General features: G+C 73.3%; 16 protein-coding genes. 8 read left to right on the top strand and 8 right to left on the bottom strand.

The genetic code is table 11. The features are described 5' to 3' along the window. The first annotated feature begins 1 nt into the window (after position 1). The gene (locus DDJ31_RS23400) at positions 2-1,147 is read left to right on the top strand and encodes a C40 family peptidase (RefSeq protein ID WP_127178415.1); all 1,146 of its coding nucleotides are present in this window, start codon (positions 2-4) and stop codon (positions 1,145-1,147) included. A gap of 260 nt (positions 1,148-1,407) precedes the next feature. Next, entirely contained in the window at positions 1,408-2,427 is a 1,020-nt protein-coding gene (locus DDJ31_RS23395) for a tellurite resistance/C4-dicarboxylate transporter family protein (RefSeq protein ID WP_127178416.1), read from the top strand. Here the strand turns inward: DDJ31_RS23395 and DDJ31_RS23390 are convergent. Then, a complete protein-coding gene (locus DDJ31_RS23390) occupies positions 2,405-2,758 on the bottom strand; it encodes a hypothetical protein (protein WP_127178417.1) in 354 nt (117 codons plus the stop codon). The two genes, DDJ31_RS23395 and DDJ31_RS23390, sit on opposite strands and share 23 nt — an antisense overlap. A 452-nt stretch (positions 2,759-3,210) precedes the next feature. Here DDJ31_RS23390 and DDJ31_RS23385 point away from each other — a divergent pair, with 452 nt between their 5' ends. Beyond that, positions 3,211-4,275: a C40 family peptidase gene (locus DDJ31_RS23385; protein WP_127178418.1), complete on the top strand. Its 1,065-nt coding sequence runs from the start codon at positions 3,211-3,213 to the stop codon at positions 4,273-4,275. 23 nt (positions 4,276-4,298) lie between these two features. Here the strand turns inward: DDJ31_RS23385 and DDJ31_RS23380 are convergent, their stop codons facing one another. Together DDJ31_RS23380 and DDJ31_RS23375 are read right to left on the bottom strand one after the other, a co-directional pair. After that, positions 4,299-5,036, bottom strand: coding sequence for a LuxR C-terminal-related transcriptional regulator (locus DDJ31_RS23380; RefSeq protein ID WP_127178419.1), 738 nt, complete (start codon positions 5,034-5,036; stop codon positions 4,299-4,301). Then, complete coding sequence (locus DDJ31_RS23375; RefSeq protein ID WP_127178420.1) at positions 5,033-6,331, bottom strand: ATP-binding protein; 1,299 nt, start codon at positions 6,329-6,331, stop codon at positions 5,033-5,035. The genes DDJ31_RS23380 and DDJ31_RS23375 overlap by 4 nt, the downstream gene beginning before the upstream one ends. A 188-nt stretch (positions 6,332-6,519) precedes the next feature. Between DDJ31_RS23375 and DDJ31_RS23370 the strand changes: the two genes are divergently transcribed. Both DDJ31_RS23370 and DDJ31_RS23365 read left to right on the top strand, forming a co-directional pair. Next, complete coding sequence (locus DDJ31_RS23370; protein WP_127178421.1) at positions 6,520-7,839, top strand: PspC domain-containing protein; 1,320 nt, start codon at positions 6,520-6,522, stop codon at positions 7,837-7,839. Next, positions 7,826-8,059, top strand: coding sequence for a hypothetical protein (locus DDJ31_RS23365; protein ID WP_127178422.1), 234 nt, complete (start codon positions 7,826-7,828; stop codon positions 8,057-8,059). Before DDJ31_RS23370 ends, DDJ31_RS23365 begins: the two co-directional genes overlap by 14 nt. 33 nt (positions 8,060-8,092) lie before the next feature. Here DDJ31_RS23365 and DDJ31_RS23360 read toward each other — a convergent pair whose 3' ends face one another. Continuing rightward, the gene (locus DDJ31_RS23360; RefSeq protein WP_127178423.1) at positions 8,093-8,656 is read right to left on the bottom strand and encodes a helix-turn-helix domain-containing protein; all 564 of its coding nucleotides are present in this window, start codon (positions 8,654-8,656) and stop codon (positions 8,093-8,095) included. Between the two features lie 144 nt (positions 8,657-8,800). On the opposite strand from DDJ31_RS23360, the gene DDJ31_RS23355 reads away from it, so the two are divergent. Further along, complete coding sequence (locus DDJ31_RS23355; RefSeq protein ID WP_240678104.1) at positions 8,801-9,781, top strand: alpha/beta hydrolase; 981 nt, start codon at positions 8,801-8,803, stop codon at positions 9,779-9,781. 47 nt (positions 9,782-9,828) lie between these two features. On the opposite strand, the gene DDJ31_RS23350 is transcribed toward DDJ31_RS23355, so the two are convergent. Together DDJ31_RS23350 and DDJ31_RS23345 are read right to left on the bottom strand one after the other, a co-directional pair. Then, positions 9,829-10,362, bottom strand: a complete 534-nt coding sequence (locus tag DDJ31_RS23350; RefSeq protein WP_171480889.1) for a TQO small subunit DoxD — start codon at positions 10,360-10,362, stop codon at positions 9,829-9,831. 155 nt (positions 10,363-10,517) lie between these two features. Then, on the bottom strand, positions 10,518-11,813 hold the full coding sequence (locus tag DDJ31_RS23345; protein ID WP_127178426.1) for a hypothetical protein: 1,296 nt from the start codon (positions 11,811-11,813) through the stop codon (positions 10,518-10,520). A 137-nt stretch (positions 11,814-11,950) separates the two neighbouring features. Between DDJ31_RS23345 and DDJ31_RS23340 the strand changes: the two genes are divergently transcribed. Then, a complete protein-coding gene (locus tag DDJ31_RS23340; RefSeq protein WP_127178427.1) occupies positions 11,951-12,805 on the top strand; it encodes a DUF4429 domain-containing protein in 855 nt (284 codons plus the stop codon). A gap of 116 nt (positions 12,806-12,921) precedes the next feature. On the opposite strand, the gene DDJ31_RS23335 is transcribed toward DDJ31_RS23340, so the two are convergent. Further along, positions 12,922-13,716, bottom strand: a complete 795-nt coding sequence (locus DDJ31_RS23335) for a class II aldolase/adducin family protein (RefSeq protein ID WP_127178428.1) — start codon at positions 13,714-13,716, stop codon at positions 12,922-12,924. A gap of 140 nt (positions 13,717-13,856) precedes the next feature. Between DDJ31_RS23335 and DDJ31_RS23330 the strand changes: the two genes are divergently transcribed. Beyond that, on the top strand, positions 13,857-14,330 hold the full coding sequence (locus tag DDJ31_RS23330) for a pyridoxamine 5'-phosphate oxidase family protein (RefSeq protein ID WP_127178429.1): 474 nt from the start codon (positions 13,857-13,859) through the stop codon (positions 14,328-14,330). Between the two features lie 3 nt (positions 14,331-14,333). Here the strand turns inward: DDJ31_RS23330 and guaA are convergent, their stop codons facing one another. Further along, positions 14,334-15,914 carry a glutamine-hydrolyzing GMP synthase gene (guaA, locus tag DDJ31_RS23325; RefSeq protein WP_127178430.1) on the bottom strand — a complete coding sequence of 527 codons (1,581 nt, stop codon included), beginning with the start codon at positions 15,912-15,914 and terminating at the stop codon, positions 14,334-14,336. Between the last annotated feature and the right edge of the window lie 141 nt (positions 15,915-16,055).

Raw genomic sequence — 16,055 nt, 5'->3', positions numbered from 1 at the left:
CTTGGCGTCGCACCGCAAGTCGCGTCCCGCCGGAACGCGCGTAGCAGGAATCCGCACCCCCGCTCTCGCCACGGCCGCCCTCACCTCGGTGGCCCTGCTGTCCCAGTCGGCCGACGCCACGCCCGCCGCCGACGGCGCTCCGAGCCTGGAGGAGGTCGAGAAGAAGGTCGACGCCCTGTACCGGCAGGCGGAGTCGGCGACGGAGAAGTACAACGCGGCCAAGGAGCGGACGGGCAAGCAGCGCAAGCGCGTCGACACCCTCCTCGACGACGTGGCCCGGCGCACCCAGAAGCTCAACGAGGCGCGCGAGGAGCTGGGTTCCTTCGCCGCCGCGCAGTACCGCACGGGCGCCTCCGCGCCGGACACGGCGACGTTCCTGCTCGCCGACTCGCCGCAGGACTACTTCGACCAGACGCAGCTGATGAGCCGTCTGACCACGCGGCAGAAGGGCGCGGTCGACGACTACGTCACCGAGCAGTCGGCGACCATGAAGAAGCGGCGGGAGGCCGCCCAGGGTCTTCAGACGCTCACCGAGACGCAGAGCGACCTGCACACGGCGAAGGCCACCGTGCAGCGGAAACTGTCCGACGCGCGCGCGGTGCTCTCGAGGCTGACCGCCGAGGAGAAGGCGCGGCTGGCGGCGATCGAGAAGGAGAAGCGGGAGAAGGCCGCCGAGGAGGCGGCCGAGCTGGCGAAGCGGCAGGCGGCGGCGGAGAAGGCGGCCCAGCGGCAGCCGGACACGTCGGCTTCCTCGTCGTCGGCGCCCTCGTCGTCGTCGGGCGCGTACTCCACGAAGGCCCAGAAGACGCTGGCGTTCGCCCGCGCGCAGATCGGCAAGCCGTACGTGTGGGGCGCGACGGGCCCCGACTCCTACGACTGCTCCGGTCTCACCCAGGCCGCGTGGAAGGCCGCGGGAGTCAGCCTCCCGCGCACCACCTACGACCAGGTGAACGCCGGCACCACGGTCTCCCTCGCCGCCGCGCAACCCGGTGACCTGGTCTTCTTCTACGACGACGTCACCCATGTGGGCATCTACATCGGCGACGGCATGATGATCCACGCGCCGAAGCCGGGCGCCTACGTGCGCGAGGAGTCCCTCTACTACGACGGCGAGTCGGCGATCCACAGCGTGGTCCGCCCGGCCTGACCGGACGGTACGGGCACGGGGGCGGGGCGGTACGCGCGCGTGCCGCCCCGCGCGGAGAGGGAGCGGCTACGCGCGCGTGCCGCCCCCGTACCGAGGAGGAGAGCGGTACGCGCGCGTGCCGCCCCCTCTCCGCGCGTTCCGCTCGTCACGTGCCGCCCGGCGCCGGGCGTGCGGGCCGCTGCCCTGCGCCCGCGCGTATTTCCGTACCCCCGCGTGCGCGCCCCACCGTCGCCGTGCCCCGGGCTCCTTAGCATCGGCGCATGTCCGCCCCCCACGGTCCCGTGTCCGGTGCCCCCGTCGGTCCACTCTCCCCGCGCGCCTGGTGGGCGCGGCGTCCGCCGGAGGCCGGGGCGGCGGTGCTGGCGACCGGGATGATCTCGGTGGGGCTTCAGCTGACCGGTCACGCGGTGCTGTCGTGGATCGCGCTGGCGCTCACCTGCGGGGCGTGGGTGGCGCTCGCGGCGGGGTTCGCCGTACGGCCGGCGCGGGAGCGCGCGCGGTGGACGGCGGAGGCGGGGACGCCGGGCGCGCTGACGGCCGTGGCGGCCACCGCCGTCCTCGGCACCCGCCTCTCCGGCCTGGGACGGCACCGCCTCGCCGAGGTCCTGCTGGCGCTGGCGGCGGCCTGCTGGCCGGTGCTGCTCGTCGGCGTCGTACGGCACTGGCGGCGGCGCGGGATGCCGGGCGCGGTGTTCCTGGGGTCCGTGGCGACGGAGACGCTGGCCGTGCTGGGCGCCACCCTCGCCCGCGCGGTGCCGGCGGCCTGGCTCGCGCACGCGGCGCTCGTGCTGTTCTGGCTCGGCCTGGTCCTCTACGGCTTCGCGCTGGCCGGTTTCGACCGGCGGCAGCTGCTGGAGGGCGCGGGCGACCAGTGGGTGGCGGGCGGCGCGCTCGCCGTCTCGGCACTGGCCGGTGCGCGCCTGCTCATCGCGGACGGCGGTCGCCTGTACCTGTGGAACGACGACGACCACGGCGTCCTGCGGGCGGTCACGGTGGCGCTGCTGGTGCTGTGCCTCGCCTGGTTCGTGGTGCTCGCCGTCGCGGAGGCCGTGCGCCCCAGGCCGCGCTACGACGTGCTCCGCTGGTCGACGGTGTTCCCGCTGGCGATGACGGCGGTGGCCGCGCTGGACGTCGCGACGGCGGTCGGCGTCCCGTGGCTCGGGGACCTCGGGCGGGTGCTGGTGTGGGTCGCGGTGGCGGCGTGGCTGACGGTCCTGGTGGGCGCGGTGCGTTCCCGCGCGGGTGACCGGGGCGGGGTCAGGTCCAGAGAACGGCGATGAAGATGTTGGCGGTGGTGAACAGGCCGACCAGGCCGAAGAGGTTCCTGTCGACCTTCTCGTCGTCGCGCTTGACATAGACCAGGCCGAGGACGACGACCAGCAGGGCCAGCTTCAGGCCGATCTTGATGTTGTTGACGGGGTGGTCGTCGGCCTGGTTGAGGCCGACCAGGACCGCTCCGGTGACCAGCATGGTCAGCGCGCCGTGCAGCATGGCGGGGACGAAGCGGGCGTCGCCGCGGCCCATCGCCTTCAGCTGGGTGAGGAAGCCGCCGAGCAGCGCGGCGATGCCGACGATGTGCAGGGCGACGAAGAGATGGATGAGTACGTCCATGGTCCGGAGCCTAATCAGGCCCTCGCACGGCCGGGACACCGCCCCTGGGCCCCCTCGGCGCACGCCCCCCGGGGCCTATCCCCGCCCGCCTGACGTCGGCCACCCGGTCACGCATATATGCGTTGCATAGCACTCTGTCACCGTCTCGCGAACCGGAATGGTCCGTTCGGTCAGCGCACCACGCGAACCGGCCCGTCTCGCCTCCGCGACCCGGTCAGTTCCGGTCCTCTCTCGAACTCCTTCTTTCAGTTCCGTACATCGCGTTACCGGCCTGTCACCTCCGGGCCTAGCGTCCTCCTCCAGGTGACCGGCTCCCCACCGCCGCCCCGACCAGGGACGGCAGTCGGACACCACCGCCGAGAAGAGTCCGGCGGCGGCCCGCTCCCCCTGTGCGGGCCGCCGCCGGACGCGTGAGCAGTCCCGGGCGGTCGGAGAAAGGACGGGCAGTCCACGTGGCAGCGCACCGCAAGCCCAGTCGGCGATCGGTCACCGGCGGCACCGCGAGGGCCGTGATCACGCTCGCCCTCGCGGGCGCGGCGACGGCGACCGCCTTCGACGGGACCGGCCACGCCGAACCGAACGCGACCCCGGCCCAGGTGCGGGCGAAGGTGGACCGGCTGTACCGGCAGGCGGAGCGCGCGACCGAGAAGTACAACGGCGCGAAGGAGACGGCGGACGCGGCCGAGAAGCGGCTGGGCGCGCTGCGCGACGAGGCCGCCCGCAAGACGGAGGACCTCAACACGGCCCGGGAGGCGCTCGGTTCGTACGCCGCGGCCCAGTACCGCGACGGCGGCCTCGACCCGACGCTCCAGCTCATGCTGTCGAGCAGCCCCGACCAGTATCTGAACGGCGCCGAGTTCGCGCAGTACGCGGGCGGCAGGCAGGCGGCGGCCGTGGGCGCCGTACGCGAGCAGCTGCGGGAGATCGAGCGGCTGCGCGGCCGGGCCCGGGTCGAGCTGGGGACGCTCAAGGCACGGCAGGCGGAGCTGAGAGCGCGGAAGAGGACGATCACCGGGAAGCTGGACGAGGCGCGGGCGCTGCTGTCCCGGCTCCCCGCCGACGACCGCGCGCTCGTCGGCGAGACCGGCGCCGGCCGCGCGTCCCGGTCGGCCGCCGCGACCCGCGCCGGCCTGGCGTCACCCGCGTCCGCGACGGCCGCGGCGCCCAACTCCCGTACCGCGGCGGCCGTCGCCTACGCCTACGCGAAGCTCGGCAGCCCCTATGTGTGGGGCGCGACGGGCCCGCACGCCTTCGACTGCTCGGGGCTCATCCAGGCGGCCTACCGCGCGGCCGGGGTGTCGCTGCCCCGCACGACGTACGCGCAGATCGACGCGGGCCGCCGGGTCTCCCGCTCCGCACTGCGCCCCGGTGACCTGGTGTTCTTCTACTCGGGCATCAGCCATGTGGGCATCTATGTGGGCAACGGGCAGATGATCCACGCTCCGAACCCGTCGGCGCCCGTCCGGCTCGCGCCGATCGACGAGATGCCGTTCGCGGGGGCGACGCGGGTGGTGTGAGCGGCGGGCCGGGGCGGGCGGTGTCAGACGAGCCGTCGGGCCGTCGCCCAGCGGGTCAGCTCGTGGCGGTTGGAGAGCTGGAGCTTGCGCAGCACCGCCGAGACATGCGACTCGACCGTCTTCACCGAGATGAACAGTTGTTTGGCGATCTCCTTGTAGGCGTAGCCGCGCGCGATGAGCCGCAGCACCTCGCGCTCGCGCTGGGTGAGGCGGTCGAGGTCCTCGTCGACCGGGGGCGCGTCCGTGGAGGCGAAGGCGTCCAGGACGAAGCCGGCCAGCCGGGGCGAGAACACGGCGTCGCCCTCCTGGACGCGGAAGACCGAGTCGATCAGGTCGGCGCCGGTGATCGTCTTGGTCACATAGCCCCGGGCACCGCCGCGGATCACGCCGATGACGTCCTCGGCGGCGTCCGACACGGAGAGCGCGAGGAAGCGCACGGGCCGCTCGGCGTCGGCCATCAACGGGGCGCAGCGGCGCAGCACTTCGACGCCGCCGCCGCCGGGCAGGTGGACGTCGAGGAGGACGACCTCGGGGCGGGTCGCGGTGATGACCGTGACCGCCTGGTCGACGTCGGCGGCCTCGCCGACGACCTCCACGCCCGTCTCGTCGGTCCGGCCGATCTCCGCCTGGACCCCGGTGCGGAACATCCGGTGGTCGTCGACGAGGACCACGCGCGCGTGCCGTCCGCCCGGACCTCCCCCGGTGCTCCGCGCGGGCTCGGCCGCTGACGGCGTGGTGTTCGCCTCGGTCGGGTCGCTCATGACGTCTCCGCCCTCTCCATCTCCAGCTCGACCTCCGTGCCGCCCCCCGGTACCGCGCGCAGCCGCGCGGTACCGCCGTTGCGCTCCATGCGGCCGATGATCGATTCTCTGACGCCCATGCGGTCGGCGGGTATCCCGTCGAGGTCGAACCCCGGGCCCCGGTCGCGCACCGACACGAAGACCTTCTTCCCCTCGACTTCGGCGTAGACCTGTACCGCGCCGCCCTCGCCACCGTACTTGGCCGCGTTGACCATCGCCTCGCGCGCGGCCTGCATCTGCGCCCCGATCCGCTCGTCGAGCGGGCAGTTGCCGACCACCACGACCTCGATGGGGACGCCGTGCTTGTCCTCCACCTCGGCCGCGTTGCCGCGGACCGCGTCGGCGAGGTCGGCCGGTTCGTCCGCCTCGTCCTTGCCGGTGCCCTCCGGTTTGTAGAGCCAGGTGCGCAGGTCGCGCTCCTGGGCGCGGGCGAGCCTGCGGACCTCGCCCGCGTTCTCCGCGTTGCGCTGGATCAGGGTGAGGGTGTGCAGCACGGAGTCGTGGACATGGGCGGCGACCTCGGCACGCTCCTGGGCGCGGATGCGCATCAGGCGTTCCTCGGAGAGGTCCTGCGTCATCCGGACGAGATAGGGGCCCGCCAGGAGCGTGATGCCCACCAGGACCGCGAGGGCGGCCTGCAGGACGGAGCCGAGGTGGGCGGCGGAGCCCTGGAGCACGAAGACGCCGCTGACGCCCGCGGTGACCAGCACCACGCCGGCCGCGGCCCGCAGCAGGCTGAGGGTGCGCTTGCGCCGGCCGACCTCGACCCAGCGGGCCCGCCGGGCATTGTCGGCCTGCCGCCAGACCAGGGCGACACCGGCGCCGACCAGCACCACCGGCCACAGATAGGCCTTGGCGCCGTTGCCCACGTTCACACTGCCGACGAAGACCATGGCCACGACGACCATGAGGAGCAGGGCGACGATCTGCCCCTTGTCGGGTCTGCGGGCGACGAGCCTGCGCCGTCCGTCGGCCGAGGTCTCGGTGCTGACCAGCGACAGGGACCGCTGCTCGCCGACCCCGCCGACGCCCAGCGGCACGAAGAACCAGAACGCGGCGTACAGCAGCGCGCCGAGGCCGTCGGCCATGAACAGCCCGACGAAGACCAGCCGCACCCACACCACGGGCAGCCCGAGGTGCCCGGCGAGCCCCCGCGCCACGCCACCCAGCCACCGTCCGTCGCTGCTGCGGTAGAGCTTGCGCGGCGACCGCTGTTCGGTGAGGGGCGCGAGGGGCGCTGCTGCGGCTTCCGGCATGCCACCGATGGTCACACGACACCGATGGCGGAGCATCAGGGTCGGCCCCCGATACTCCCCTGATCTTCGAAGCCCCCGCGGCCGCCCGCCGACGGCCCTCCGTGCCCGTCCCCCTCAGGGACGATCTCAGGGTTCCCCCAGGGTCATCCCGACTCCCGCGGGCCCTCGCTGCCCGTCACCATGGACCCATGACAGACCACGAGCGCGCCGCGACGGTACCGGGCCCGGGACCCGACACGCCGCAGGCCCCGGAGCCGCCCACCGGGCTCCGTCGCGACCAGCGGCACAAGGTGCTCGCGGGCGTCTGCTCAGGGCTGGGCCGCCAGTGCGACATGGACCCGGTCATCTTCCGCATCACCCTCGTGGTCCTCTCCGCGACCGGCGGCATCGGCCTGGTCTTCTACGGCTTCGCCTGGCTCCTCCTGCCCTACGACGACGAGGAGAAGAACGAGCTGCGCAAGCTCCTCACCGGCCGGGTGGACGGCCAGGCGCTCACCGCCGTGCTGTTCGCGCTGGTCGGCTGCGGGGTGTTCCTGTCGATGCTGGGCAACGGCGGAGTGCTGACGTTCGCGGTGATCCTCTCCCTGCTCCTGGCGGGCGCCGGCTACTGGTCGCACCAGCGCGGCACCCCCGACCCCGATCCGCTGGCCGTCCAGGCGGCCGCCGACGCCCCGCCGGAGGCCCAGGCCCCGCCGGTCCCCGGCGGCTACCCGTCCTGGTGGCGCGACCCGATCGTCAAGGACGGCAGGCACCACGGGCGCACCGGCTACCTGTGGGGCCCGCAGGACTCCAGGGACCGTGACATCGCGGCGGCGGTCGCCATCGGCCGGGACACCGTCTGGCGCGAGCGCGCCGAGCGGCAGCGGCCGGCCCCCAAGCCGCGCGGCCCGCGCTGGATCGGCGGCTGGGTCTTCCTCCTGGCGCTGGGCGCGGGCGCCGCCGGCACCCGGGCCACCTGGGACGGCCACCCGCTCACCACCAGCCTCCAGGCGGGGCTGGCCTGCGCCCTGGTGGTGTTCGGCCTGGGCATCGCGGTGAGCTGCCTGCTGGGCCGCACCGGCGCGGGGTCGATACTCCTGGCGGTGCTCACCGCCGCCCTGGTGGCCCTGGCGTCGACGCTGCCGAGAGACATCGACACCCACTGGATGCGCACCACCTGGCAGCCCGCGGCGACGGCCGACGTCCAGTCGCGCTACGAACTGGGCACGGGCGTCGGGACCTTGGACCTGAGCCGGCTGAGACTGGCCAAGGACCAGACGGTGACGTCGACGGCGTCGGTCGGCCTCGGGCAGCTGAGGATCATCGCCCCGAAGAACGCCACCCTGGAGCTGACCATCGACGTGGGCGCGGGGGACGTCCAGTTGCCCGGCGAGAACAGGAGGGACGTGGACGTGCAGCCGGCCAGACACCAGAGCGTGACCCTGACACCGGAGCACAGCGTCGGCACGCTCGTCCTCGACCTGGAGGTCGGTCTCGGCCAGGCGGAGGTGACCCGTGCCACGTCATGAGTTCCAGCCCGGAAGACTGCTGGCGGGCCTGGCCTTCACCGCGACCGGAGTGGTGTACGCGGGGGACGCGGGCGGCCTCTGGGAGACGCCGTGGTTCGCGATCGTGCCGATGGTCGTGGGCGGCCTCTTCCTGGCGGGCGCGGCGGCGGTCGTCACCCGGGCGATACGCCACCGCACCCCGCGGCAGAACAGCCCCGACGACATATCTCCGGGTCCCTAGGGTGCTGCGCACGGGCGTTGGCGGCGCCGGTGGTCAACGCGCCAGGTCGCCGTCCCCTGGCTCCGGGTCGGCGGGCTTGTCCGGCATGGTGACGAAGCTGACGATGTGGCGCGTGCGGCCGTCGTCCGGGGTGTGGTGGGCGCGGCGGGCCACGGCGGCCTCGATCTCCTCCGACAGCTCCCTGAACTCGTCCTCGGTGAGCCAGACCGCCCCCTGCCGGTAGAGGACGCCCTCGCGGGCGGGTTCGGCGTCGGGGCGGGAGACGTAGCGGTCGAAGTCGGCCAGCAGCGCGCCGGTGAAGACGGTGAACGCCTGCCGGTGGTCGTCCTTGGTCATCGCGGCGCGGGCCTCGGTGTCGACGAGGGCCCTGTCCTGCCGCACCCGGTAGCCGCGTTCGACCGTGCCGCGCACGGGCCTCTCCCGCACGACTTCCAGGACGCCGGCCCGGGTGAGCACGGCGATGTGCCGGTACACCGTGGCCGGGGAGACGTCGGGCAGCCGGTCGCGGATCTGGGCCGTGGTCATCTCGTCCGCGCCGAAGATGATTTGCACAATGCGCAGCCTGACGGGGTGCAGGAGAAGCTTCGAAGTGGACACGACCCTATGTTCTCACACCTGATAACGTTCTCGAAGTTGAGATCAATGAGAGTGAGAGGCCGCACCTTGCCCGACACCGGCACTGAACCCGGCACCGCATCCGGCACCGAGACCGACGCACCATCCGGCACCGAGACCGACGCCGTGACCGACGCACCAGCCGGCACCGCGTCCGACAGCGACCTGACGGTCACCGCGGACGACGGAACCCCCCTGGCCGGCACGTTGACCCTGCCCGCCGCCCCGGGCCCGCACCCCGCCGTCCTGCTGCTGCACGGCTCGGGCCCCCTGGACCGCGACGGCAACACCGCCAAGCTCCCCATGGACCTCGGCGGGCCGGTCGCCGCCGTCCTCGCGGCCGCGGGGATCGCCACCCTGCGCTACGACCGACGCGGCACCGGCGCGACCCCCGGGGAGTGGCGGGCCACCGGCTTCACCACCCAGCGCGAGGACGCCGCCGCGGCGCTGCGCGCCCTGGCCGCCCACCCCGCCGTACGCTTTGACGCCGTCGGCGTCGTCGGACACAGCGAGGGCGCCGTGCACGCGATGGGCCTCGCCGCCCGTCAGCAGGAGGTGCGGGCGGTGGTCCTGCTGGCCGGTTACGCCCGCCTCGGCGAGGACGCCCTGCGCCGGCAGGCGCGCTCGATCGCCGCCGTCATGCCCGCTCCCGTACGCCTGCTGCGGCGTCCGCTGGGGGCCCTCGGCAACCGGGCCCTCGCCCGCGTCAAGAAGAGCCGCGCGGACACCCGCGTCGCCGGACTGCCGGTCAACGCCCGCTGGATGCGCGAGATGCTCGCCCACGACAGCCGTGACGACCTCCGGGCCGTCCAGGCGCCCGTCCTGGCCGTCACCGGCGACAAGGACCTCCAGGTCGATCCCGCCGACCTGGACGAGATCCGCCGGCTGGTGCCGGGCGCCACCGAGACCCACCGCGTCCCCGGCCTCAGCCACCTGCTGCGCCGTGACCCCGGGCGCCACACACTCGGCTCGTACCGTCGCCTGCTGCGCGAGCCGGTCGACGCGGACCTGCTCACCCTCGTCGCCACCTGGCTCAGCGACCGGCTGGTGACGGCCACCAAGGAGACGTCCGTCCACGGGGACGCCGTCGCCGACAGGCTTCGGTGACGAACCGGAGCCCCCGGACCGCCCGTCGCCCGCCCCCGGTACGCGTCCTAGTACCCCCCGGCACCCCCGCCGCGCCGTCGCCGCCCGATGAGGGCGTCCGCCGAGAAGACGGCCGCGCCGGCCAGTACCAGCGGGATCCAGGCCATCAGATAGATCAGGTCGTTGCCGTAGTAGTAGGGGCTGGTGGCCCAGCTGACGGTCAGCCAGAGGCTCAACGAGATCAGCGCCCCGCCGAGGGCCGCCAGTCGGGTCAGCAACCCGATCAGCGTCCCGATCCCGACCGCCAACTCACCGAAGGCGATGGCGTACCCGAAGCCGACAGGGCTCTTGAGCGCCAGGTCGACCAGCGCGGGGATCGCCGCCGAGTCCCGCACGGCCCGCATGGTCTCGCCGATGGACCCGCCGCCGGAACTCTGGAGGAAGGCGCTGTCCGTCAGCTTGTCGAGCCCGGCGTAGACGAAGGTGACCCCGAGGAAGATCCGCAGCGGGAGCAGGGCGTACCGAGCGGCGCTCTCCCGCACGCCACCGCGCCCGCCCTCCGGGTACGGGCTGTGCGTATCCGTACGAAGGCCATGCGTCATAACAGCCGCCTCTCACCCGCGGTACCGGCCCCCGTCAGACCATACGGACAGAGCGAACGCCACGTTCACACCGCACGAGGATTGGCCGAACCCCCACCCCGCGGGGCGGGTTGCCACCCGCGCCCGGCGGCCCGCGGCCCCCGCGCCCGGCCGTCTCAGTCGGTGACGTCGATGGCGTACCCCTGGGTCTCCACCCCCGCCGCCGTGACGACCTGGACCTCGACCCGGCCCGCCTCGACGTCCACCGGCACCGGCACGGTCAGCACCGCGTCCGTCGGGTTGCTGAATCCGCCCGCCACCGGCACCAGCGGCACCCGTACGTTCACCGCGCCGATCCGCACCACCATCCGCGCCAGCCGATCCGCCCCCTGCGCGCCGGCGGGCACGAACCCGGCGCCCCGGATCTCGATGTCGTCCCCGGTCCTGATCGGCCCGTCGAGATCACCGGCCTCACGGGAGCGCACCACGGACAGGATCACCGGCCGCCCGCCCTCCGCGTACTTCCCGGCGACGTACGTCGCCGCGGAGACCAGCACCACCACGGCGAGTCCCCAGGGCAGATCGGGCAGTTGGTCGGGCCGCCGGGCCAGCCGCACCGCCGCGAAGACGAGCGCGACCGCGCCGATCACGACGTACTGGATGTCGGCGAACGTGCCCCGACCCGAGTCGTCCGTCAGCAGGTCGGCCGCCCGCGGCCGGTCGGCGCGCACCTTCTGCAACCGCTGCGTCAGCACCCGCAGCCCGACCACCCGCCGCATCAGCACGGCGATCCCGCACACCACGGCGAGCACGGTGACGACCCCGGCCCCGCGGGCGAGATCGAGCCCGGCGATCAGGGCGTCCCGCTCGTCGTGGTCGGAGGCGGCGGCCAGCCGTCCGACGAGCACCAGCACCGCGTAGGCGACGAACAGCACCCACACCGCGGCGACGGCACGCGAGGTGGAGAGCCGGTTGTCCTCACCGATGACGGGGGCGAGCGCGCCGCCCTTGCCCCGGTGGAACCACGACGCGGCGGTGAGCGCGCCGCCCACCACGAGGGCGGCGAGCAGCCCGCCGGTCCGCGCGCTGCTCCACCCGGCGCCGATCGCCGTCAACGCCTGCGCCAGCAGCAGCACCACGACCGAGCCCCACACCACGCACACGGTGCGCGCCCAGAGCCCGGCGAGCCAGGCGCCGCCCTCGGCCCGGCCCCGTTCGGCGACGAGCCCGGCGGACTGGGTGAGTTCCTCGGAGACCCACTGGCGGGAGGCGAACGCGGAGTGGGCGACCCCGGCGGGCAGCCCCCGCCCGGCGGCGAACTCGTCGCGCAGGGAGAGGAATTCGGCCACGGCCCGCCGATGCCCCTCCCTCGCCCCGTGCGGGCAGCCTCCGCAGGTGCATCCCCCCAAGTGCGCGAGGTTCCCCCGCACGTCAGACGTCCCGGCCGCGCCGCTCACCGAACTGTCCCCCATTCCCCCACCCTCTCCGCTCACAACTCCCCCGCGCTGAAAGCGAATTGTGCCCTAGAACGGGCCCCTCCCGTCCCACCCGTCCACCGGGCCGGGTGAGGGCGGGCCCCCTGTGTTGACCCGGCTGCGAGAATTCCCCCATGACCGAGATCATCCAGCGGGACGGGACCTGGGTCTTCGACGGCGCGACGGTCAGGATCACGCCGGGCCTGCACCGTTCCGTGCCGCTGTTCCGGCAGACGTACGGGGAGGTCTCGGTGCCCCTGGTCGCGGTGGCGGGGGTGGCCTTCGAGCCCGAACGCAGGCGCGGCAGGCTCAGGTTGCGGCTGCGTGAGGGCGCCGATCCGCTGCTCCAGGCGACGGGCGGACGGCTGCCCGAGGCGGCGGACCCGTACCGGCTCGCGGTGGACGCGGACCGTTCGGGGGCGGCGGAGTACCTCGCCGAGGAGATCCGTCAGGCGCTGCTGCTCGAACAGGTCCCCGCGGCACCGGCGGACGCGTATCTGCTGCCGGGGCCCATGGTGCCGGTGTCGGTGCGGACGTCGGAGGGCACGGTGTCCTTCGACGGCCTGCGGGTGCGGATCGACTGGTCGGACACGTCGGACCGGCAGCGGCGGGCGACGGGCCCGCGGGTGCTGGCGCTCGACGACCTGGTCCAGGTCGAGTGGCTGCCCAACGTGAGCTACGAGACCGGCTTCCTTCGGTTCGTGACGAGGGGGTCGGCGCCGTCGGGACCGCCGTCGGAGAAGGACCAGGACACGCTGCCGCTGTGGGGCAGCGCGCGCAAGGACCTGCTGACGGCGCTGGTGGCGGCGGCGGTGACGGCGCGGCTGCCGCACCCGTCGGCGAGGACGCGGCGGCCGGAGGCCACCGGTACCGACCGGCATGACGTACTGCTGCGCAGACTCCGGGAGTTGGGGGAGCTGCACCGGGCCGGGGTCCTCACCGACGAGGAGTTCACCACGACGAAGGCGGCGATCCTGAGGGACTTCTGAACCGCTCGTCCGCGCGGCCGTCCGCCGGAACCGCGTCTCCCCGCGCCCCTCCTTCCACCGGAACCGGACCTCCCCCGCGCCCCTCCTCCCGCCGCCGACGGCCGGCTCCCTCTCCGTCAGGACAGCAGATCGGGCTCGCTGCGGCTGACGTCCTGCCAGACCGGCTGGTAGTTGATCCACGCGACCAGGTCCCCGCCGAGCTGCTCCCGGGTCGCGGCGGCCAGCTTGTGGTCGATGAGCAGGGGCCGTCCGGCGGCCTTGGCGGTCAGCTGGACCTGCGCGGAGCGCTCCATGGACAGGAACCACCAGGCAGCCGCGTCGACGGAGTCGCCGACCGTGAGGAGCCCGTGGTTGCGCAGCACGAGCGCCTTGCGGGAGCCGAGCGCCCCGGCGATCCGCCGCCCTTCGTCGGCGTCGACGGCGACGCCGGTGTACGCGTCGTACAGGGCGTGGTCCTCGTAGAAGGCGCAGCTCTCCTGGGTGATGGGGTCGAGCAGCTCGCCGAGGGCGGAGAGCGCGCGCCCGTGCACGGAGTGGCAGTGGGCGACGGCGACGACGTCGTGCCGGGCGGCGTGCACCTGGGCGTGCACGGTGAACGCGGCCTGGTTGACGTGGTAGCGGCCCTCGATGACCTGCCCGTCGGAGTTGGCGAGCACCAGGTCGCTCACGGTGACGTGCTTGAACGGCATGCCGAAGGGGTTGACCCAGAAGCAGTTGCTGTACTCGGGGTCGCGTGCGGTGATGTGTCCTGAGACACCGTCCTCGAAGCCGAGCCGGCCGAAGATCCGCAGCGCGCCCGCGAGCCGTTCCTTGCGGTGTCGCCGCTCGTCGTCGAGCGATTCGTGCATCGGCGGCATCGCGAACTGCAACCGGTCCGTGGGGAGCGGCAGCGGTGGGGTCGGCCCGTGCATGTGGTCCTCCGGCACTGGGGGTGCTCTACGGGGCGGAAATTACCGTCGGTCAGCGCAGCAGAACAGGCTTGTGATGTAAAGATGACGCACGCGGCTGATTCACGACAGAGGATGTCGGGTTTCCCGGCGAGACTCGCGGCATGACATGGAACTGGACGGCCTTCGCCGTCGCCGCGCCGGAGCTGGCGGCCACCGCCGAGGCCCGGTTCGCGGCGTACCCGCACCACGTCCTGGCGACCGTGCGCCGGGACGGCTCCCCGCGCACCAGCGGGCTCGAGGTCCGCTTCGTGGGCGGTGACCTGTGGTTCGGCATGATGCCGGACTCCCTCAAGGCCCGTGACCTGCGCCGGGACCCGCGGTTCGCGGTGCAGGCGAACCCGGGTGACGGCACCGGGATGGGCGGCGGTGACGTCCGGGTGGCGGGGCGGGCGTACGAGGTGGTGGACCCGGTGGTGAAGGGGGCGTACCGGGCAGAGGTGGAACCGCCTGAGCCGTTCCACCTCTTCCGCACCGAGCTGACGGAGGTCGTCCGTACCTGGGTGGAGGAGGAGACCTACCTGGTCACGCGGGTGTGGCAGCCGGGGCGGCCGGTGCGCACGCTGCGCAGGAGGTAGGGCCTACTCCCACTCGATGGTGCCCGGCGGCTTCGAGGTGACGTCGAGGACGACCCGGTTGACGTCGCGGACCTCGTTGGTGATGCGGGTGGAGATCTTGCCGAGGACCTCGTACGGCAGCCGTGACCAGTCGGCGGTCATGGCGTCCTCGGAGGAGACCGGGCGCAGCACGATGGGGTGGCCGTAGGTGCGGCCGTCGCCCTGGACACCGACGCTGCGGACGTCGGCGAGCAGCACCACGGGGCACTGCCAGATGTCGCGGTCGAGGCCGGCCGCGGTCAGCTCCTCGCGGGCGATGGCGTCGGCCTCGCGCAGCAGGTCGAGGCGTTCCCTGGTGACCTCGCCGACGATCCGGATGCCGAGGCCGGGGCCGGGGAAGGGCTGGCGCTGGACGATCTCGTCGGGCAGGCCGAGCTGGGCGCCGACCGCCCGCACCTCGTCCTTGAACAGCTGGCGCAGCGGCTCGACCAGCTCGAACTCGATGTCGTCGGGCAGCCCGCCGACGTTGTGGTGGGACTTGATGTTGGCGGTGCCGGTGCCGCCGCCGGACTCGACGACGTCCGGGTAGAGGGTGCCCTGGACGAGGAAGGCGACCTCGGGGCCGTCCTCGCGCAGGATCTCCAGCTGGGCCTGCTCGAAGACGCGGATGAACTCACGGCCGATGATCTTGCGCTTGGTCTCCGGGTCGGAGACGCCGGCCAGGGCGCCGAGGAAGCGCTCGGAGGCGTCGACGACCTTGAGGTTGGCGCCGGTCGCGGCGACGAAGTCCTTCTCGACCTGCTCGGTCTCGCCCTTGCGCATCAGGCCGTGGTCGACGTAGACGCAGGTCAGCTGGGAGCCGATGGCCTTCTGGACGAGGGCTGCGGCGACGGCGGAGTCCACGCCGCCGGAGAGGCCGCAGATGGCGCGCTTGTCGCCGACCTGGGCGCGGATCGCGGCGACCTGCTCCTCGATCACGTTGCCCGTGGTCCAGCTGGGGGTGATGCCCGCGCCCCGGTACAGGAAGTGTTCGAGGACCTGCTGGCCGTGCGTGGAGTGCATGACCTCGGGGTGGTACTGGACCCCGTACAGCTTCTTCTCGTCGTTCTCGAAGGCGGCGACCGGGACGACGTCGGTGGAGGCGGTGACGGTGAAGCCCTCGGGCGCCGCGGAGCAGGCGTCGCCGTGCGACATCCACACCGGCTGCTCGACGGGGGTGCCCTCGAACAGGGTGGAGTCGGCCTGGGAGACGGTCAGCGGGGTGCGGCCGTACTCGCGGGCGCCGTTGTCGTCGACCGTGCCGCCGAGGGTCGTCGCCATCAGCTGGAAGCCGTAGCACATGCCGAAGACGGGGACGCCCGCGTCGAAGATCGCGCGGTCCAGGCTGGGGGCGCCTTCCGCGTAGACCGAGGACGGGCCGCCGGAGAGGATGATCGCCGCCGGGTTCTTGGCGAGCATCTCCGCGACCGGCATGGTGCTGGGCACGATCTCGCTGTAGACCCGGGCCTCACGGACGCGACGGGCGATGAGCTGGGCGTACTGCGCGCCGAAGTCGACGACCAGGACGGTGTCGGGGGCGGCGGCAGTAGGGGTCGCTGGTGACACGGGAGCCTTCCGGCGGTGGGGCGGGGGTCTGTGTGTACCCCGATTCTACCGAGGCGGTCGGACATCGGGCTCCCGTGGCATACTGACCGCGTGCTCACGCAGACGACCTTCCTCTTTACCTATGGCATCCGGCCCGCCGGC

The sequence above is a fragment of the Streptomyces griseoviridis genome (genome assembly GCF_005222485.1).
GTDB lineage: Bacteria > Actinomycetota > Actinomycetes > Streptomycetales > Streptomycetaceae > Streptomyces > Streptomyces hintoniae.
The sequence above is the reverse complement of the archived record's forward strand: the minus strand, read 5'-3'. Positions and strand labels throughout refer to the sequence as shown.